Raw genomic sequence first — 18,041 nt, forward strand, 5'->3', positions numbered from 1 at the left:
CGCCAACCCCTGTCATGCCGACCCGGTGCCACCAAACCATTCCGACAAGCCATCACAACAACGCCAAAGGTGAGCAAAGATGAAGCACGATCGCTGGCTACCTTATTACCTGATCGCCCCCAGCCTGCTGTTCATGGGTGCCTTCTTTCTCTATCCGTTCATCCAGATCTTCGCCGAGGCCTTCACCAGCAGTGACGGCAACGTGGGCCTGGCCAACTTCACGCGCATCTATCAGGACTTCAACTTCTGGCCGTCACTCAAGAACACCCTGCTGCTGACCGGGGTCGTGGTACCGCTGCAGCTGGTGCTGGCCATCGGCATGGCGCTGATGGTCACCAGGATGAACAAGGGACGCGACAGCATCCTCTACATCTGGACCATCCCGCTGGGCATCTCCGATCTGGCCGCCGGCATCATCTGGCTGGCGATCCTCGAGCAGTTCGGCTTCCTCAACAGCTTCCTGAGCGCGGTCAGCGTGATCGATGCGCCGGCGTCCTGGCTCAACTATCAGAATGCCTTCGCGCTGTTCCTCGCCGTGGTGGTCGCCGAGATCTGGCGCGGTACCGCCATCGTGCTGGTGATCCTGGTATCGGGCATGGGGCTGATCCCCAAGGAATATGACGAGGCCGGTCAGGTGTTCGGCGCCAGCTACTGGCAGCGCCTGTGGAAGATCACCCTGCCGATGCTGCGCCCCAGCATCCAGTCGGCGCTGATTCTGCGCACCCTGCTGGCACTCGAGGTCTTCGCGGTAGTGATGATGCTGGGCGGCAGTGACATGCCGGTACTGATGAGCGAGACCTTCGACTGGCAGTTCCTCTACCAGCAGACAGGTGCCGCTGCGGCCTACGCGGTGTTGATCATGCTGATCTCGGTGGTCATCACCGGCTTCTACATCAAGTTCCTCAATGTGCCGAAGGAGGCCCGCTGATGAAATCCTCTTCTTCCGAGGCCGTCATGCCGTCATCGCTTTCGTCACGCGCAAGCGACTCCTCAGCCGACTCCTCACGCCAGGTGGCGCAGACCGCCCACAAGCCACGGCGCAATGACATGGCCTGGAAATGGCTGTTCCGGGCTGGCGTCTCGATCCTGGTGCTGTGGGTACTGGTGCCCATCGCCCTGCTGATGCTCAACAGCGTCAGCACGCCGGAGCAGATCACCGGCTGGCCCAAGACCCTGACCCCGGCGCTGAGCTTCGAGACCCTCGACTTCTTCTGGCACTACCAGGGCGTGATCAGTGCGCTGGGCAACTCACTGCTGGCCGCCGTCTTCACCATGGTGATCGCCATCGTGCTCGGCGCACCGGCAGGCTATGCACTGGCCCGCTTCGTGTTCCCGGGCATGAATGCCTACCGCATGATCATCATCCTGTCGCGGGCCTTCCCGATGCCGCTGCTGGCGCTGCCGCTGGCCGTCATCTTCATCCAGGTCGGCATCGATGACTCCATCCTGGGTCTGGCGATGGTGCACGCCACCCTGGCACTGCCGTTTGCGGTGCTGATCACCTCCAGCCTGTTCATGGGTATTCCGGTGGAACTCGAGGAAGCCGCCTGGCTGATGGGCTGCAACCGCTGGCAGGCCTTCCGCCGCGTGGTGCTGCCGCTGGCCGCGCCGGGCATCACCGCCTCGGCCGTGTTCGCCTTCGTGATCTCGTGGAACGAGGTGTTCGCCTCGGCAATCCTCACCGTCGAGAACCGCACCCTGACCGCCTTCCTGGTGCAGAGCCTTTCCGAGTCACCTGCCGAGATCAAGTATGCCGGTGGTCTGATTCTGGTCGTCCCGGCGCTGCTGTTCCTGTTCGCGATCAGGAAGTACCTGTTCAGCATGTGGGGCATTTCCAACCGCTAACGTACGCCCGCTCATCAGGCCAATGACCGGCGGCGATCATCATCGTCTCTCGCAAGCGAGTTCACTTCCTCGCCGCCGCTCTCGATCAAAGGAGTCAGACCATGTCAGCCATCCAAATCAGCGCCGTACGCAAGCAGTTCGGCAAGCAGGAAATCCTCAAGTCCATCGATCTCGAGATCCGCGACAAGGAGTTCACCGTGCTGCTCGGCCCGTCCGGCTGCGGCAAGTCCACCCTGCTGCGCATCATCGCGGGACTGGAATACGAGAGCAGCGGCTCGATCCGCATCGGCGAGCGTGAGATCACCTCGCTGGCACCGCGCGATCGTCGCATCGCGATGGTGTTCCAGAACTACGCCGTCTTCCCGCACATGACCGTGGCGGAGAACATCGCCTTCGGCCTGCGCGTGCGCAAGGACAGCGAGGCGCATATCCAGCGCAAGGTGAAGGAAACCGCCGCACTGATGCATATCGAGGACCGCCTCGATCATTACTCCGGTCAGCTCTCCGGCGGTCAACGTCAGCGTGTCGCGGTCGCGCGCGCCCTGGCGATGGAGCCGGAAGTGCTGCTGATGGATGAGCCGCTGTCGAATCTGGATGCCCTGCTGCGTCTGGAGATGCGCGCCGAGCTCAAGACCATCCTCGCCGCCTCCGACACCACTACCATCTACGTGACCCACGACCAGGTCGAAGCCATGAGCCTGGCGGACCGCATCGCGGTCATGAAGGGTGGCCAGATCGAGCAGTACGCGCCGCCCTCCGAGATCTACCACTACCCGGCGACCGAATTCGTCGGCAGCTTCATCGGTAACCCGCCGATGAACTTCATCCCGCCGGATGCGCGCTGGAATCACCCGACCCGCCCCGAGCAATCGAGCCAGCAGGTGCACAAATGCGGTATCCGCCCCGAGGACTTCGAGGTGCGCTTCGAGCCCACCGAGAACTTCGCCCCGGTGCGCGTACTGGTCTCGGAATTGCTGGGATCGCACAAGCAGCTGACCGCGCGTTTCGGCGACGAGATGATTCGCGTCAACGTGCCGAGCGATCTCGATGTCGGCAATGGCAGCGACATCCACATCCGCCCGCTGGCCGAGAAGGTGCGCTTCTACGACCACAGCGGCCACCTGATGTCAGCGTAAGGCACCCCGCCCCCTCTCTAGCCAACCTTTCAGCCCAAACCTTTCATCCCGAACGGAGCCGACTTACATGAATGCCAAGCTCGACGCGCTCAGCGCTCACGACGTTCTCAAGCTCAACGACCTGGGCGGCTACACCGTGCCCACGCGTGGCCTCTACCCCTTCCAGTGGAACTGGGACGCCGCCATCACCGCGCTGGGCTGGCTGGCCGCCGGTGACGAAGCGCGTGCCTGGCGTGAAGTCGAGCGCCTGCTGGAAGGCCAGTGGGACAACGGCATGGTGCCGCACATCGTCTTCCACGGTGATGCGGAAACCTACTTCCCGGGGCCGGAAGTCTGGGGCGTCAATCACAGCCCTTCGACCAGCGCCATCTCCCAGCCGCCGGTGCTGGCCAGCGTCATGAAGCTGCTGTTCGAGGAAGGCCGTGATCGCCAGCTTGCCGAGGAAAAACTGGCCTCCACCCTGCCCGGCGTCATCCGCTACCACCTGTGGTTCTATCGCGACCGTGATCCGGAACACACCGGCCGCGTGTGCAGCTATCACCCGTGGGAATCGGGCATGGACAATAGCCCCCAGTGGGATGGCCCGCTGGCTGGCGTGCCGCCGGTCGATGCCGAATACGTGCGTCGCGATACCGGGCTGGTCGATCCCTCCGAGCGCCCGCACAAGTACGAATACGATCGCTACATCTATCTGGTGAAGTTCTTCCAGCAGAACGAGCACGACGCTGAGGTGCTGTATCGCGACTGCCCGTACCGCGTCGAGGACATCAGCCTGATCTCCATCCTGCACCGTGGCACGCGCGACCTGATTGCGCTGTGCGAAGAGGATGCCGCCGGTCTGGGCCTGGTCAACACCCACGGCGAGGCGCTCTTCAGCCTCAAGCAGTCGCTGGCGCGCACCGAGGAAGGCGTGCAGGCGCTGTGGAGCGATGAGCTGGGCTGCTTCCTGAGCCGCGATGCGCGTGCCAACGTGCTGCTGGAGCACGTCACCACCGCCGGCATTCTGCCGCTGTTCGCCGGGGTCGCCAGCGGCGCCCAGGCGCAGCGCATGGGCGGTCTGCTCGAGGAATGGCTGGAACAGGCGCCCTTCGGTGTCGCCTCTACCCATCCGGCCAGCACCCGCTTCGAGCCGAAGCGTTACTGGCGCGGACCGAGCTGGCTGCACATCAACTGGATGCTGGCCATCGGCTGCGAGGAATATGGCATGTCCCGCGAGGCGGACCAGATCAAGCAGGCCAGCCAGAAGTGCATCGAGGCCGCCGGCTACTACGAGTACTTCAACTCGGTGACCGGCGAAGGCTGTGGCGGCCGCGACTTCTCCTGGACCGCGGCGATGGACCTCTACTGGCTCAACCCGCTGGAGAGCTTCACTGCCAGCAAGGCGGCAGCCGGCGTCGTGGAGGCTTCCTGATGACTCAGCACGCCTCTCAGCAACAGTCTCAACAACGGTCTCAGCAACAGCCTCAACAAGCCTCTCCACTGATGCAGGCACCGCAAAAGGCACCGCTGTCACGCCAGGCGGTACCGCCCATGCCGGCAACGTTCGCCAGCCGCGGCTTTCTGGGCGAGCATATCCGCTCGATCATGGACTTCTATCTGCCCAAGGCGATAGACCATGAGCGCGGTGGCTACTTCCAGGCCTGGCGCGACGACGGCACGGTGTATGCGCCCGCGGCGCGTCATCTGGTCAGCAGCACGCGGATGGTCTTCAACTTCGCGATGGAATATCTGCGCAGCGGTGATGAGCAGTGTCTGGCCGCGACCCGTCACGGCATCGACTACCTGCGCGATGTCCATCTCGATCCGCAGACCGGTGGCTATCTGTGGTCGCTGAGCGAGCAAGGCGAGGCAGACCACACCAACCAGTGCTACGGCCTGGCGTTCGTGATGCTGGCCTATGCGACGGCCTGGCGCGCCGGTATCGAGGAGGCCCGCGGCTGGCTCGAGGAGACCCGCGCGCTGATGGAAGAAAAGTTCTGGTCGCCTGAGGCGGGGCTCTATGCCGACGAGGCCAGCGCCGATTGGCAGACGCTGTCCGACTACCGGGGCCAGAACGCCAACATGCATGCCTGTGAAGCCATGCTGGCCGCCTTCGAAGCCACCGACGAGGCGCACTATCTTGAGCGGGCCATGACCCTGGCCAGCAACATCTGCCAGCGTCAGGCCGCCAAGGCCGATGGCCTGATCTGGGAGCATTACGATCGCGACTGGAACGTCGACTGGGACTACAACCGCGACGACCCCAAGAACCTCTATCGTCCGTGGGGATTCCAGCCGGGTCACCTGACGGAATGGGCCAAGCTGCTGCTGATGCTCAAGCGTCATCGCGATGACGACTGGCTGCTGCCAACCGCGCAGCGTCTGTTCGATACCGCCGTGGATCTGGCCTGGGACAGCGAGCGTGGCGGCATCTACTACGGCTTCGCGCCGGATGGCACCATCTGCGACGACGACAAGTACTTCTGGGTGCAGGCCGAGAGCCTGGTGGCCGCGGCGCTGCTGCACGAGGCCACCGGCGATTCGCACTACGCCGAGTGGTACGAGCGCCTGTGGGGCTACGCCTGGCAGCACTTCATCGACCACCAGCACGGTGCCTGGTATCGCCTTTTGAATGCCGACAACCAGCGCTTCGATGACCTGAAGAGCTCGCCGGGTGCCAAGTGTGACTATCACAGTCTCGGCGCCTGCCATGAGCTGTTGCGCGTGATCCCCCGCGACTGACTGCACGCCGGGCCGTGAATGGCGGCCTGCGGCCAGTCGCGACACACTCGTCACTCTCAATACACCCGACACATTCGATACACCCGACGACCCGGCACGCCGCCTCCCGCGGCGTGTCGGGTCGCTGCGTTGTGGGCGCCTGGTTCAGTGGCAATGACGACCCGCGCTATTATTTCGCACACCCTCCGTGTTTCTTTAGAGCACCGCTCCTGACAATACTGGATTGCGCTGACCGCCCCGACAGAGGGTGGCAGCCGACAGCCGCGGGCATGCCCCGAGGCGCTGCATTCCAGACGTTTCATCAGCTAGAGAAACTACAATAACAAGCGGAGTCCCACATGCCCCTTTCTCAACTCCTGGACTGGCGGTTGCACCTGCTGGTCGTGGTGCTGTCTCTCGGCGCCGAACTGATCGGTATTCTCAAGTTCCCGCTCGGCCCCGGCACCTTGCTGCTGTTGCCGCTGTTCTATGCCTTCATTGCCGCCGTACTTTGCAATCCGCACCTGTTCAGTGGTACCAGGCGCTTCATCCCGCCGGTGGTCAGCGCGGCGGCAGGGCCGGTCATCCTGCTGTCGATCATGCCGTTCATTGCCCGCTTCGGTTCCACCATCGGTCCGGCCATCGAGCAGCTGATCTCGGCGGGTCCGGCACTGATCCTGCAGGAACTGGGCAATCTGGGCACCATGCTGATCGCGATGCCGATCGCGGTGGTGGTGCTCAAGATGGGCCGCGAGGCGATCGGTGCGACCTACTCCATCGCGCGTGAACCCAATATCGCGATCATCTCCGACAAATACGGCCTCAAGGGCCCGGAAGGCGTCGGCGTGATGGGCGTCTATGTCGTGGGCACCATGTTCGGCACCCTGTGGTTCGCGCTGATGGCGGGCTACCTGACCTCACTGGACATCTTCGACCCGCGTGCACTGGCCATGGCCTGCGGTGTCGGCAGCGGCAGCATGGTGGCGGCGTGTTCCGGCGCCATCGCCGGTGCCCTGCCGGAGATGGGCGAAGAGCTGCTGGCCTTCGCCGGCGCCAGCAACCTGCTGACCTATGCCACCGGCCTCTACGTCTCGCTGTTCATCGCCCTGCCGGTCGCCGAGCGCCTGTTCCGCTTCTTCAGCCGCAAGCGGGCCGGCAGCGATGACGCCATGAATGACGAGGAAGCCAAGCTCGCCTCAGACGCGCTGGTTGAAGACCGCCCGGAGAACCAGCTGGGCAAGACGGCCATGGTCGTCGCGGCCGTCTGCGTGGTCGGCTGGGTGGTCAATACCATCAATGGTGCCAGCCTGATCGACGCCGCCCCCGGCATGCTGATCCTGTACGTGATGACCATGCTCGGCCTGCTGGTTGCCCGCGTCATGCCCTTCTATCTGCCGGCCATCGCCTGGGTGTCGCTGGTCAGCATCCTGATGACGCTGCCGTGGTTCCCGGGCAGCGGCTGGATCACCGAGCAGCTGGGCTTCGTCAACTTCCTCGCCATCGTCACGCCAGTGCTCGGCTATGCGGGTCTGGCGCTGAGCAAGCGCGAGTTCAGCATGTTCCGCCAGGCGGGCTGGAAGCTGGTGATCATCTCGCTGCTGGTCTTCACTGGCACCTATATCGGCTCGGCGGTCGTGGCGCAGGCACTGCTCTGATCACACGAGCTTCGGGCTGTACCTTTTGCATTACCTTTCGCTTCTCTCTTTGCTACCTCCTTCTCATCACTTTCACGCCGGCACTCCAGGGTGCCGGTTTCCACAGGAATTCAGCATGCAACTACCCGACAAGATCGACGAGGCACTGCTGCGCAGCTGGCGTCATGAGTTTCATCAGCATCCCGAGACGGCCTTCGAAGAGCACCGCACCTCGGCGCGCGTCGCCGAGATCCTGCGTGCGGCAGGCCTGGAAGTCACCACGGGACTCGCCGAGACCGGCGTGATCGCGGTGCTCGACGGCAAGCTGGGCACGGGCCAGACCATCGGCCTGCGCGCCGACATGGATGCGCTGGATGTCACCGAGGCCAACGCCGTCTCACATTGCTCGCACACACCGGGCAAGATGCATGCCTGTGGCCATGATGGCCACACCACCATGTTGCTGGGCGCGGCCTGTGAACTGGCACGCGACCCTGACTTTGCCGGCCGCGTGGTGTTCGTGTTCCAGCCGGCCGAGGAGAACGAAGGCGGCGGCCGCCGCATGGTCGAGGACGGCCTGTTCGAGCAGTTCCCGATGGATGCCATCTATGGCCTGCACAACTGGCCAGGGCTGGCACTCGGCGAGGCGGCGGTGCATGAAGAGGCGGTGATGGCGGCCTTCGATGTCTTCACCCTGACCCTGAGCGGCCACGGCTGCCACGCCGCCATGCCGCATCTGGGCAAGGACACCATCCTGGCGGCCTGTCAGCTGGTGACCCAGCTGCAGGGGCTGATCAGCCGCGAGACGCCGGCGCACCAGACCGCGATTCTCAGCATCACCCAGTTCCATGCCGGTGATGCCTTCAACGTGATGCCGGAAGAGGTCGAACTGCGCGGCACCCTGCGCTGCTTCGACCCGACACTGCGCGCGCATCTGCAGCAGCGCTTCCATGACGCCGTCGATGCCATGGCGACCTTCCACGGTCTCAAGGTCAACTTCGACTATCAGCCGCGCTATCCCGCGACGCTCAATGCGCCCGGCCATGCCGAACGCTGCGCCAGCGTTCTCGAGCAGCTGCCGAGCATCCAGCGGGTCCATCGTGATCTGCCGCCCTCGATGGCCTCGGAAGACTTCGCCTATCTGCTGCAGGAATGCCCGGGCGCCTATATCTGGCTGGGCAATGGCGAAGACAGCGCCTCGCTGCACAACCCGCACTACGACTTCAATGATGCTGCCACGCCCATCGGCGTCAGCTACTGGACGTCGCTGGTGCGTCAGCTGCTGGCCGCCGCCTGAGGCCAGGTGAACAAACCCTCGAAGGATGCTCAGCATGAAGATCTGCGTGATTGGCGATGCGCCCATTGGCACTCGGGCCATACAGGCGCTTGCGCATGCCGGAGTCGAGGGCGTCATGGCAGTGGCAGCGCCCGAGGGGCAAGTCGCGAGTCATTCGTCCTTCAGCGCCGAGGTCTACCTGATGGCGCTGGCCACATCGCAACAGGTGCAGAAGGTACTGACGGGCAAGCAAGGCCTGCTGCGCAGGGCGCCGCCAGGCAGTACCGTGATCGATCTATGCAGTGGTGACGTCACGCTCAGCCGCGAACTGGCCGTGCAGACACGCCTCGCCGGCCATCACTGGCTGGAAGCGGCCACCAGTCGCAATCCGGCTGATGAGGCGAATGACAGCCTGACGCTGTTGATCGGCAGTGATGAGGCGACAGTGACGCGCATGTCAGCGCTGCTCGACGCCGTCTGCACGCAGCATCTTCACGTCGGGGACGCCGGCTGTGGCCATGCCGCCGCCCTGGCCAGCGACTATCTGCATGCCGCGCACCTGATCACCACTGCCGAGGCGGTCGCCATGGCCTATCGCGCGGGCGTGACACCCCAGGCGTGCATCGATGCCATCAATCTGGGCGCCGGGCGCAGTGCCGTAAGCGAGGTGAATTTTCCGCGCTGGGTGCTGCCGGGCCGCTATGACTCGGGGATCTCCACCGGTCAGCTGCGCCGCGACCTGAGGCTGGCGCGCAGTTTCGTCACCACGCTCAACCTGCCGGAAGGCTTGATGAAGGCAGTCTTCGAGCGCTGTCAGCCGCCGGAGCTGTGTCCGGCGGACGAGGATGATCTCCATCATCTGTGCGATCGCTGGCTGAGCAAGGTGCCTGCCCAGCTGCCCCCGCCTCGACTGACCGAAACCAGAGCCCCTAAAACACAAGCCCTTGCTATCAGCGCGCTTCCTGACGCGGACCACTGAAAGCCGTGATCCAGCGTTCGAGATGGCGCAGTAGCTGCAGGCTGGCACGCGGCATGCGCCGCCCGACCCGCGTGATGATATGCGCGCGGGCCTGGCGGAAGCTGGCGCACTCCACATCCCGCGCGATCAACACGCCCTCCTGAAGCTCACGCGCCGCGGCGAAGGCCGGCAACAGCGTGATGCACAGCTCGGAGCGCGCCGCCTGCTTGAGCACTTCCATGGAATTGGTCTGCACCACCATATGCGGGCGCACCCCTGCCTCACGAAAACCATCGTCCATCAGCTGACGCACGCCGTGGTTCGGCCCCCACAGCGCCATGGGATGCTGTGCCACTTCCTCGAGCGTCAGCGCATGGGACTCGCTCGCCAGCGGATGCTCCGGTGACATGATGGCCACCAGCGGCTGCGGGCTCGAATGCCAGAAGCGCAACTGGGGATGGATCCGCTCGTGATACATCAGGCCGATATCCGCCTCATCCTCGATCACGCTGTCGATGATGCTCTGCATGCTGCCGGTATCGACCTTGAGCGTGATGCCGGGGTACTGCTTGCGAAAGGCGCGCAGCGGGCTGTTGATGATATCGCCGACGAAGCCTTCGCCGATGATCAGGCGGATTTCCCCGGTTTCCAGACGTTGATAGGCATCGAGGCGCTCGCCGAGGTGCTGGTCGAGCTTCTCTCGCTGCAGAATGTAATCCAGCAGCATCTCGCCGACCCGCGTCGGCTGCACGCCGTCACGGGTGCGCTCGATGAGCGAGGCGGCCATGGCCTCTTCGAGCAGACCTATCTGACGACTGACAGCCGAGGGGGCGATGTTCAGACGCGCGGCGGCACGCCGGATGGAGCCGGCTTCGACGGTGACCTGAAAATAGACGAGACGCTGATGCGGGATATCCATGAGGCGCTCTGCAAAGGATGGGAGAGTGGCTAAGAAAAGCGGAGAGTCTTCACACAAGACGCAGCCAGCAGAGTACCCGATATTCGAGCATCTCGGGCAGCGCGCGGTTGAACTCACCCTCCCTCAACGCCATATCAGAACGAACCGTCGCCTCGCCTCCTCGCCTCTCCTCCTATTCATGACAGTTCTCTCCGCTCTCTGCGCTGTGACACGAGGGCAAGCGATCAGCGTCGCGAGCTGCCCCAATGGAGGGGCAGACGCACCCGCCATTCTGAAGCCAGTGCGCGAATAGGCTAAGATGGACCATCGCCTCACTGACTGTGCCTGCGTGACAAACCACACAGTCCCAAAAACAAGGAGATTCAATATGCTGACCATCTCCAATTCGGTAGCGCTGGCCGACTGGGAAATCGACCTCACCCAGATTCGCGCCCAGGGCAATGGCGGCCAGAACGTCAACAAGGTCGCCTCCGCCGTTCACCTGCGCTTCGATGTGCAGCGCTCGACGCTGCCCGGCTTCTACAAGGAGCGCCTGATGCAGCTGTCGGATCAGCGCATCAGCAAGGAAGGCGTCATCATCATCAAGGCGCAGAGCCATCGCACCCTCGAGCTGAACAAGGAAGATGCGCTGGCGCGCCTCAAGGCGATGATTCTGGAAGCCGTCAAGGTACAGAAGGCGCGCCGTGCGACAGCGCCCAGCAAGGGCGCCAAGCGTCGCCGGGTCGACAGCAAGACGCGCAAGGGCAAGATCAAGGCCATGCGCGGCAAGGTACAGGACTGACCCCACCACAGGCGGCGGCCAGCTCACAGCTCACGTCAGGGACGACAATTCATGCGCAACATCATCAGCTCGGCCGTGCTGGGCGGCCTGCTGGCCGTGGGGATGGTCTGGAGTGGCAGCTATCTCAAGCAGGCCGCGCAGGTGTGGGAATCTTCCAGCCGCGTGGTCGCCGTCAAGGGGCTCGCGGAGCGTGAGGTCAAGGCCGACCTGGCCCTCTGGCCGCTGCACTTCAGCGTCAATGCCAATCAGCTGACCGGGCTTCATGAGGCGCTGGCCAATGATGAGCGCAAGATTCGCGCCTTTCTCACCGCCCGAGGCTTCCCCGCCGACCAGGTCAGCGTGACCTCTCCCCAGGTGACTGACCTCTACGCCAACAGCTACAACGCTCAGCGCCCGGATGAGCGCTATCGCGCCGAAGCCACGGTGCTGGTGCGCTCGCCCAAGGTTGACCTCGTCAAGCAGAGTACCTCGCTGACTGGCGAGCTGGTGCGCGAGGGTATCCTGCTCTCGGCTGACTATGCCTATCGCACCGAATTCCTGTTCACGGGGCTTGAAGCCATCAAGCCCGACATGATCGCGGCCGCGACCGCGGATGCCCGGCGCGCCGCCCAGCAGTTCGCAGAGGATTCCGGCAGCACGGTCGGTCACATCAAGCATGCCAGCCAGGGCTATTTCTCGATCTCGGACCTCGACAGCTATACCCCTGACATCAAGAAAGTCAGAGTCGTGACCACCATCGACTATACCCTGAGCCACTGATCACCTCTCGACAGTCCCCTTCTTCGCCGTATGGAGCCTCCATGTCCGACACCCCGCTGAGCAAGACCCAGACGAGCTTCTATCGACGCCTGTTCGTGGCCCACCTTATCGCGCATGACATCGCCAGCGTACCGGCCATCATCGCTGCCACCGGCATGCCGCGGCGCACCGCCCAGGACACCATCACCGCCCTGGGTGAGCTCGAGATCGTCTGTGAATTCCAGCGTGAGGAAGGCCAGCGCAACAATATCGGCCACTACGTGATTCGTGACTGGGGGCCGATCAATGCCCAGTGGGTCGCCGACAACGCCGAGCGCCTGCAAAAGACACTGGGCTATGCGTGAGAGGCGTGAGCTTGATCGAAAACGAGGGCCGAGAAATGACGGTCGAAAAATGAGGGTCGCGGGATGAGGATCGAGAAGTGAAGGTCGAGAGATGACCGCCGAGATTCTGAATAGTGCCGTTCAGCACGGCGTGATCGCCATGCTGATCCAGCTGGCGCTATGGCCGCTGTTTGGCGTGTGGTCGGCAGGCGCCATCGCCGTCGCCCTGTTTGTGGGCCGCGAGATCGCTCAACACGAATACAAGGGCGACGGCCCCAAGGTGGAGCGCTGGGACTACGGCCTGCTGCAACACTGGAACCTGGATTCCTGTCTCGATGTCGCCCTGCCGCTGCTCTGCTGTCTGAGCCTGGCCAGCACGGTCTGGGCGCTCAGGCGCTATCGGGCCCGGACATGACCCTGCACGCGCCTTGCGAATAAATGAGTCGTGCACATGCACGGCGAAGAGCAGATGCACGGCGAAGAGTGAACGTCGTAAAAAGCGTGTGCCGCAAAAGCCCGTGTCGCAACAGTGTGCGCAGTAAAAAGTGAAAAACCTGCGCAGTCTTCTCTGAACGGCTCCCCTTCCCCAGCGCTGCGTTCTACCCTTCCTTGTCCTGCTGGTTTTTCTTGTCTTTGTAGTCTTTCTGGCAGTCTCGCTTGCCCTGCGCTCGCCTGTCTCTTGCCTACATCTGGCCTGCTTTTCCCCTCAGCACGGCGCAACGACATTCGCTGAAAAGCGTCGCCTCAAGCAGCATCAGCCAACGGCAATGCTGGTGACGCTGCGCCGTACGGCGCCCGACGCAGTGGCGGAAGGCGCAGAGGCAGCGCGACGACGCAGTGGATGTCGGGCGCGATCCTGCAGGTAGGCCGAGAGCGTTTCCGGGCGAATGCCGGGATGCTGGAAGACGTAATCCTCGGTGATGATCGACAGAAATTCAGCACTGCGTGCACCCGCGACCTCAAACCCCAGGATGAAATGGCGCGACTGAGAGACCTCGAAGCAGTAGTTCTCGGCGGCCACGGCGCAGGTCTGCACCACATAGCCTCCGCCCAGCTGTTCTCTGAGGATGGATCGTTCGGGATTGAATCGAGATGCCGTGTAAATGTCTATGATTTTCATTATCACCCCCAATATCGACTGGCGCAGTATATACGAAAACTCTAATGCTTACATGCTTAGAGAACTCATCCTGCCTGCCCCGCCCTTCGAACCGACAGAAAATTGATCCACATCAACTCAATCGGCAGCGTTTTCAGGGCCATATGTCAGTGGCTTCTGCTTGGATCAACAGACAAGAACTTTCGCGAGCACAGCGCTGATTGAGCTGAGGCGCCAGGAAAGTGAGCGATATGGACGAAGGCGCGATGCGGGAGGCAGGCTGGTTGTCGCAAGAAGGGAAATGAGAGGCGGACAAGGGAAATGAAGAGCAGAGAGCGAACAGTAAAGAGGCAAGTATCTTTCGGACATGCAAAAACGCAAAAAGGCCATCCGTTTCCGGATGGCCTTTTCACTTGAATCTGGTCGGGACGACAGGATTCGAACCTGCGACCTCTGCAACCCCATTGCAGCGCGCTACCAAGCTGCGCCACGTCCCGACAGTGTCCGGAAGAGCTTCCCCCTCAAGACGAGACGTAATGTACCGCATTGATCTCAAAAAGAAAAGCAGGAATCTCACATTTCTTTACCTGCGTCGTGATCTGGTGTCGCAGTGACGCCTGAATCCGCTATCGGCATTGCAAAATGCCCGGGTGCGACGCATGTTCATGAAGCAGGCATTCATTGCGCACCTTCGAATGCAACGCCCCATGAACGACAATCGTCCAGAGGAGTTCGCGACTGATGATCCAATTCACGCTTACCACCACGCTCAAGGGCGGCACCAGCGTCAGCGGAGACCCAATCAAGGTCAGCGCCGACAGCGCCCCTGCCGCCGGCAGCCAGATCACCAAGGGGCAATGGCCGGCACTCGATGCCCTGTCACCCAACTTTCCGGTGACAGTGACGGGAGTCGAAGAGGATGACGATGGCAATACCCTCGTGCGCCTCAAGGAAGCCGACAGCCCGGATGCCAACGATCCCGACAGCTACCGCTACACGCCCTGGAAGTAACGGAGCGGCGACGCAAATCATTGGGAAGGGTTCAGGAGTGATCGCGTCAGGCCGAAAAGGCAATATATTGCGCATTATGCGCAAATCGACCCACGCCATTGCGCACAGTGGTGAATGAGGATTTTTTTTGACCCGCCATGCGTTAGCATAGGGTTTGCGCGCCTTTCGTTGGCTCTGGCGAGCTGTGGCTGATGATGAGGTGGTGTATCATCCGCCTTTCCCGGTTGGTGCCTGGCGTGCACTGACATCTCGATGCCCGAGGTCACATGGTCAGCCCATTGAAATTGATAGTTACCTCCTGGCGTTGGCTGGTCGGCAAGACCGGCTCCGCCCGCGAGATACTCCATCATGGCTTTCTCGTTTCCGCTGTCTTCATCGGGTTGATTTCGGCCCTCTTCAACTCCCTGTTTGACCTCACCCTGCCGGCGTACAACATCGTGCTGGTCATTATCAGCGCGTTCATCGCCCTGATGTGGTATCGCTCACGCTTTCATGGTGAGTTCCAGCGCATGGCCTGGCTGTTCTGTGCGCTGGTCACCTTCGTGATGCTGCCGGGCAACTGGCTGTTCAATCATGGCGCGACCGGCCCGACCCTGCTGTTCTACCTGATGGCATCGGCCTATGTGCTGGCGGTACTGCCCGCCAATCCCAGACGCCGAGGCATCATCATCATCGGCCTAATGTTCATGCCGTGGGCACTGCTGGCCTTTGAGCATGCAAGGCCGGGCCTGGTCAGCCGCTATGCCTCCGAAGGCATGCGTTTTCTCGATATGGGCTTCAGCTACACGCTGGCCTTCGGGCTGCTCAGCGTGGTGATCGCAGGCTATGCCCGACGCATCCATGAAGAGCGCGATATCGCCAATGCCTATGCGGCACGGCTCGAGCGCCTCAGTCTGCTGGACAGCCTGACCGGCCTCTACAATCACCGCGCCATCCATGAACAGGCCGAAGCCTGGATCAGGCGTTCGCAGAGTGCCTGCCTGCTGATCTGCGATCTGGATCACTTCAAGATGATCAATGACAACCACGGGCATCCGTATGGCGACACGGTACTGGAAGAGTTCTCACGCCATGTCAGCCAGCTGACGCAGGAGTTCTCGGGGGAAGCGGGACGCTATGGCGGCGAGGAGTTCATGATCCTGATCCCCGGCACCCTGGCGACGGCTCGCCAGTTCGACAGATGCCTGCGGGAGCGCTGCGAAACCTCGCCCCTGCTGCACGGCGTGATCCTCTTCAGCACCGGCGCCAGCGAATTGCACCCCGACGACACCTTGTCGAGCTGGGTCAAGCGCAGCGATGACGCCCTCTACCACGCCAAGGAAAATGGCCGAGGCCGCCTGATGGTCGACAAGGACCTGAGCGTCATCTGAGCCGCGGCCGGACCGAATCAGCCTCGCTCACGGCAGTCGCTCCGGCTGAGCCATCCCCAACGACAACGCCCCCGCAAGCATGGCTTGCGGGGGCGTTGTCGTTGGGGCCGGGTGCGAGGCTGATGTCGCTCAGCGCTCGCCCTTCAGCCACTCGAGATTGATCTCGTGCTGGCCGTTGTCATCGGTGATGAAGATGGTGCCTTCGGAGATCATCACGGTCCACTTGATGTTGCGTGGCAGCGACTCGGTGATGGCGTCCAGCGAACCTTCCGGCACGGCCGCGATGCTGAGGTTGGAAAGCCCCGCCACCGCCGGCACGACCTTGGTTTCCCACACACGCAGGCTGCCATAGGCCAGCAGCGAGGTACGCTCGGTGCGTCGCGAGCACCAGGTCAGGCGTTCGGCATCCGGCTGACCGACTTCGATCCAGTGCAGGACACGGCCATCGAGGCTCTTTTCCCACAGCGCCGGCTCATCGACATCGGACAGGCCGCGACCGAACGCGATGTTCTCGTTGTACCACAGGGCGTGGCCCAGCAGACGCACGCAGAGACGCAGTTCGGTTTCGGAGGGATGACGAGCCACAGTGAAGCGCAGGGTCTCGTAGACGCCGCGATCCAGGTCGGTCAGCGACAGATCCACCTTGTAAGGCGTGGAAGACAGGGCCATGAAAATCTCTTCTTGAAAAGGCAGACGTCTTGGAAAGGCGATGGCAGGCAGTCACTCTGCCGATAAAGCACCATGCTCCTCGACTGAACCACGCGCGTGACAGTGCAAGCGCGTGGGTGCGGAGCGCAGAGTCTACCCTAGCCGGGCCCTGAACGCCCGACTCCTGCCTGGCGCGCCAATCACCTCAGACGAGGTGACGCGCCACCAGGGCATCGATGGCATCGATATCGCCCAGGCTTTCGCGCGCCATGATCAACTCGCGCCCGAGTGCCAGCGCCCGCCGCTCGGCACGCGCGCGGGTGGTCTCATCGCTGATGGATTCGAGTTCCAGAATATGCGCAAGCCCCACGGTGCGGCGGATCAGCTCACAGCCGGCGTAGCCGAGTGCGTCACGCAACATGCGAGCCAACAGACGATCTGCCACGCCCGGCGCAGCGAAGCTGGCATCCGGCGTGTGGGCGGCCTGCTCACGATACTCCCGAGTGAAGCTTTCCCAGCTGGCGACCGCCTGGGCACGCAGCTGTGCCACGTAGTCACGCTTGTCGCCCTGCTCTCCCTCAAGCTCGGTATGCGCGCAGGCCGCCAGCCACAGTGCTGCCAACCAGCTGCCGATATCGAAGCCCGCCGGACCGAAGAAGCCGAATTCCGGATCGATGACCTTGGTGCTGTCTTCCCGCACGAAGATCGAGCCCGCATGCAGATCGCCATGCAGCAGCGCCTCGGGCGCGGACAGGAAACGCTGCTTGAGCTCGGCCACTTCGACCTTCAGGGCGGCGTCCTGCCACAGGGCTTCGGCATCCACGCGCAGCGCCGGATTGATGCTGTTGCGCTCGTGATCACAGAACGGATCGATGAAGAACAGGTCTTCGGTGATCTTGCACTGATCGGGATTGATGAAGCGTGCGACGCGCGCCTTCTTGTCGTGGGCATCAAGTGCCAGATCGCTGCTGCGATACAGCGTGGTGGCCAGAAAACGCCCCATCTGCTCGCCCAGCTGCGGCAGTGAGGCGCGCTCCAGGAAGGCATGGCGCAGATTGCGGTGATCACCGATATCTTCCATCACGATCGCCGAGCGAGCTTCATCGAAATGATGAAGCGCCGGCACCAGGTCCGGCGCGCAGGCGGCCTCGAACTGCAGGGTTTCCGCCTCGATGCGCACACGCACCAGCGACAGCGGCCAGCTTTCGCCGATGATGCGCACCCAGGGCAGGCCCTGCTTGACGATCACCGAGGCGGAGCGGTTCGGCGTGCAGACGCGATAGACATAGTTGATGTTGCCATCGCCGATCTCTTCGACCTGAAGTGCTTCAGCGGTCGCGAAGGCCGGATAGCGCGCGCCGACGTGCTGGCGCGCGAAGGCGATCACATCCGCATCATCGCGAAACTGATAGTCGATGGAGGGTGAAGTGCTAGCGGTGGAGTCTTGAGCAGTCATGGCAGGTCTCAGCGCTGAATCATGAAGTCGCCGGCCTCGATGGCGCTTGGCGTGCGTGGCACGTGAAGCACTTCAAGGCTCTCACCTTATTTCTTACAGAAATAAGAAGGCGATCAGTTATAGCGA

At 62.7% G+C, this 18,041-nt stretch carries 18 protein-coding genes and 1 tRNA gene; 14 read left to right on the forward strand and 5 right to left on the reverse strand.

Going from position 1 to position 18,041, the window contains the following annotated elements; translation table 11 throughout:
• Nucleotides 1–79: 79 nt before the first annotated feature.
• From QD356_RS06190 to QD356_RS06225, 8 genes are all read left to right on the forward strand, one after another.
• Nucleotides 80–928 carry a sugar ABC transporter permease gene (locus tag QD356_RS06190; RefSeq protein WP_192838913.1) on the forward strand — a complete coding sequence of 283 codons (849 nt, stop codon included), beginning with the start codon at nucleotides 80–82 and terminating at the stop codon, nucleotides 926–928.
• A complete protein-coding gene (locus QD356_RS06195; protein ID WP_225996575.1) occupies nucleotides 928–1,845 on the forward strand; it encodes a carbohydrate ABC transporter permease in 918 nt (305 codons plus the stop codon). Before QD356_RS06190 ends, QD356_RS06195 begins: the two co-directional genes overlap by 1 nt.
• Nucleotides 1,846–1,946: 101 nt before the next feature.
• On the forward strand, nucleotides 1,947–2,981 hold the full coding sequence (locus QD356_RS06200) for an ABC transporter ATP-binding protein (protein WP_107334666.1): 1,035 nt from the start codon (nucleotides 1,947–1,949) through the stop codon (nucleotides 2,979–2,981).
• Between the two features lie 67 nt (nucleotides 2,982–3,048).
• Nucleotides 3,049–4,392, forward strand: coding sequence for a trehalase family glycosidase (locus tag QD356_RS06205; protein ID WP_192838914.1), 1,344 nt, complete (start codon nucleotides 3,049–3,051; stop codon nucleotides 4,390–4,392).
• A 119-nt stretch (nucleotides 4,393–4,511) separates the two neighbouring features.
• Nucleotides 4,512–5,702 (forward strand): AGE family epimerase/isomerase, encoded by a 1,191-nt coding sequence (locus tag QD356_RS06210; RefSeq protein ID WP_192838915.1) that lies wholly within the window; start codon nucleotides 4,512–4,514, stop codon nucleotides 5,700–5,702.
• A gap of 338 nt (nucleotides 5,703–6,040) precedes the next feature.
• On the forward strand, nucleotides 6,041–7,336 hold the full coding sequence (locus QD356_RS06215) for a DUF3100 domain-containing protein (protein WP_131432168.1): 1,296 nt from the start codon (nucleotides 6,041–6,043) through the stop codon (nucleotides 7,334–7,336).
• Between the two features lie 115 nt (nucleotides 7,337–7,451).
• Nucleotides 7,452–8,612, forward strand: coding sequence for a M20 aminoacylase family protein (locus QD356_RS06220; RefSeq protein WP_192838916.1), 1,161 nt, complete (start codon nucleotides 7,452–7,454; stop codon nucleotides 8,610–8,612).
• 34 nt (nucleotides 8,613–8,646) lie between these two features.
• Nucleotides 8,647–9,570 carry an NAD-binding protein gene (locus QD356_RS06225; RefSeq protein ID WP_192838917.1) on the forward strand — a complete coding sequence of 308 codons (924 nt, stop codon included), beginning with the start codon at nucleotides 8,647–8,649 and terminating at the stop codon, nucleotides 9,568–9,570.
• On the opposite strand, the gene QD356_RS06230 is transcribed toward QD356_RS06225, so the two are convergent.
• Nucleotides 9,542–10,468: a LysR family transcriptional regulator gene (locus QD356_RS06230; protein WP_192838918.1), complete on the reverse strand. Its 927-nt coding sequence runs from the start codon at nucleotides 10,466–10,468 to the stop codon at nucleotides 9,542–9,544. The genes QD356_RS06225 and QD356_RS06230 overlap by 29 nt on opposite strands.
• 367 nt (nucleotides 10,469–10,835) lie before the next feature.
• Here QD356_RS06230 and arfB point away from each other — a divergent pair, with 367 nt between their 5' ends.
• The 4 genes from arfB (at nucleotide 10,836) to QD356_RS06250 (ending at nucleotide 12,746) form a co-directional block, all read left to right on the forward strand.
• Nucleotides 10,836–11,249: an alternative ribosome rescue aminoacyl-tRNA hydrolase ArfB gene (gene arfB / locus QD356_RS06235; RefSeq protein ID WP_043334927.1), complete on the forward strand. Its 414-nt coding sequence runs from the start codon at nucleotides 10,836–10,838 to the stop codon at nucleotides 11,247–11,249.
• Nucleotides 11,250–11,300: 51 nt separating this feature from the next.
• Nucleotides 11,301–12,008, forward strand: coding sequence for an SIMPL domain-containing protein (locus tag QD356_RS06240; RefSeq protein WP_192838919.1), 708 nt, complete (start codon nucleotides 11,301–11,303; stop codon nucleotides 12,006–12,008).
• A 41-nt stretch (nucleotides 12,009–12,049) separates the two neighbouring features.
• A complete protein-coding gene (locus tag QD356_RS06245) occupies nucleotides 12,050–12,352 on the forward strand; it encodes a winged helix-turn-helix domain-containing protein (protein ID WP_192838920.1) in 303 nt (100 codons plus the stop codon).
• Between the two features lie 91 nt (nucleotides 12,353–12,443).
• On the forward strand, nucleotides 12,444–12,746 hold the full coding sequence (locus tag QD356_RS06250) for a hypothetical protein (protein ID WP_192838921.1): 303 nt from the start codon (nucleotides 12,444–12,446) through the stop codon (nucleotides 12,744–12,746).
• 339 nt (nucleotides 12,747–13,085) lie between these two features.
• Here the strand turns inward: QD356_RS06250 and QD356_RS06255 are convergent, their stop codons facing one another.
• Entirely contained in the window at nucleotides 13,086–13,367 is a 282-nt protein-coding gene (locus QD356_RS06255) for a hypothetical protein (protein WP_192838922.1), read from the reverse strand.
• A 483-nt stretch (nucleotides 13,368–13,850) separates the two neighbouring features.
• Nucleotides 13,851–13,927 (reverse strand) — tRNA-Pro (locus QD356_RS06260).
• Nucleotides 13,928–14,171: 244 nt separating this feature from the next.
• On the opposite strand from QD356_RS06260, the gene QD356_RS06265 reads away from it, so the two are divergent.
• Both QD356_RS06265 and QD356_RS06270 read left to right on the forward strand, forming a co-directional pair.
• Entirely contained in the window at nucleotides 14,172–14,441 is a 270-nt protein-coding gene (locus QD356_RS06265; RefSeq protein WP_107334657.1) for a hypothetical protein, read from the forward strand.
• Nucleotides 14,442–14,719: 278 nt separating this feature from the next.
• A complete protein-coding gene (locus QD356_RS06270) occupies nucleotides 14,720–15,811 on the forward strand; it encodes a GGDEF domain-containing protein (protein WP_192838923.1) in 1,092 nt (363 codons plus the stop codon).
• 129 nt (nucleotides 15,812–15,940) lie between these two features.
• On the opposite strand, the gene QD356_RS06275 is transcribed toward QD356_RS06270, so the two are convergent.
• Complete coding sequence (locus tag QD356_RS06275) at nucleotides 15,941–16,480, reverse strand: YaeQ family protein (RefSeq protein WP_192838924.1); 540 nt, start codon at nucleotides 16,478–16,480, stop codon at nucleotides 15,941–15,943.
• Nucleotides 16,481–16,664: 184 nt separating this feature from the next.
• Nucleotides 16,665–17,915 carry an S-methyl-5-thioribose kinase gene (gene mtnK / locus QD356_RS06280; protein WP_192838925.1) on the reverse strand — a complete coding sequence of 417 codons (1,251 nt, stop codon included), beginning with the start codon at nucleotides 17,913–17,915 and terminating at the stop codon, nucleotides 16,665–16,667.
• Between the last annotated feature and the right edge of the window lie 126 nt (nucleotides 17,916–18,041).

The organism is Cobetia sp. 2AS, from assembly GCF_029846355.1.
Lineage (GTDB): Bacteria > Pseudomonadota > Gammaproteobacteria > Pseudomonadales > Halomonadaceae > Cobetia > Cobetia amphilecti.

Coding starts and splice junctions, on each gene's coding strand:
- mtnK (WP_192838925.1), bottom strand. CDS start 17,915: ATGACTGCTCAAGACTCCACCGCTAGCACTTCACCCTCCATCGACTAT.
- QD356_RS06240 (WP_192838919.1), top strand. CDS start 11,301: ATGCGCAACATCATCAGCTCGGCCGTGCTGGGCGGCCTGCTGGCCGTG.
- QD356_RS06225 (WP_192838917.1), top strand. CDS start 8,647: ATGAAGATCTGCGTGATTGGCGATGCGCCCATTGGCACTCGGGCCATA.
- QD356_RS06275 (WP_192838924.1), bottom strand. CDS start 16,480: ATGGCCCTGTCTTCCACGCCTTACAAGGTGGATCTGTCGCTGACCGAC.
- QD356_RS06190 (WP_192838913.1), top strand. CDS start 80: ATGAAGCACGATCGCTGGCTACCTTATTACCTGATCGCCCCCAGCCTG.
- QD356_RS06220 (WP_192838916.1), top strand. CDS start 7,452: ATGCAACTACCCGACAAGATCGACGAGGCACTGCTGCGCAGCTGGCGT.
- QD356_RS06250 (WP_192838921.1), top strand. CDS start 12,444: ATGACCGCCGAGATTCTGAATAGTGCCGTTCAGCACGGCGTGATCGCC.
- QD356_RS06245 (WP_192838920.1), top strand. CDS start 12,050: ATGTCCGACACCCCGCTGAGCAAGACCCAGACGAGCTTCTATCGACGC.
- QD356_RS06200 (WP_107334666.1), top strand. CDS start 1,947: ATGTCAGCCATCCAAATCAGCGCCGTACGCAAGCAGTTCGGCAAGCAG.
- QD356_RS06215 (WP_131432168.1), top strand. CDS start 6,041: ATGCCCCTTTCTCAACTCCTGGACTGGCGGTTGCACCTGCTGGTCGTG.
- arfB (WP_043334927.1), top strand. CDS start 10,836: ATGCTGACCATCTCCAATTCGGTAGCGCTGGCCGACTGGGAAATCGAC.
- QD356_RS06230 (WP_192838918.1), bottom strand. CDS start 10,468: ATGGATATCCCGCATCAGCGTCTCGTCTATTTTCAGGTCACCGTCGAA.
- QD356_RS06205 (WP_192838914.1), top strand. CDS start 3,049: ATGAATGCCAAGCTCGACGCGCTCAGCGCTCACGACGTTCTCAAGCTC.
- QD356_RS06210 (WP_192838915.1), top strand. CDS start 4,512: ATGCCGGCAACGTTCGCCAGCCGCGGCTTTCTGGGCGAGCATATCCGC.
- QD356_RS06195 (WP_225996575.1), top strand. CDS start 928: ATGAAATCCTCTTCTTCCGAGGCCGTCATGCCGTCATCGCTTTCGTCA.
- QD356_RS06265 (WP_107334657.1), top strand. CDS start 14,172: ATGATCCAATTCACGCTTACCACCACGCTCAAGGGCGGCACCAGCGTC.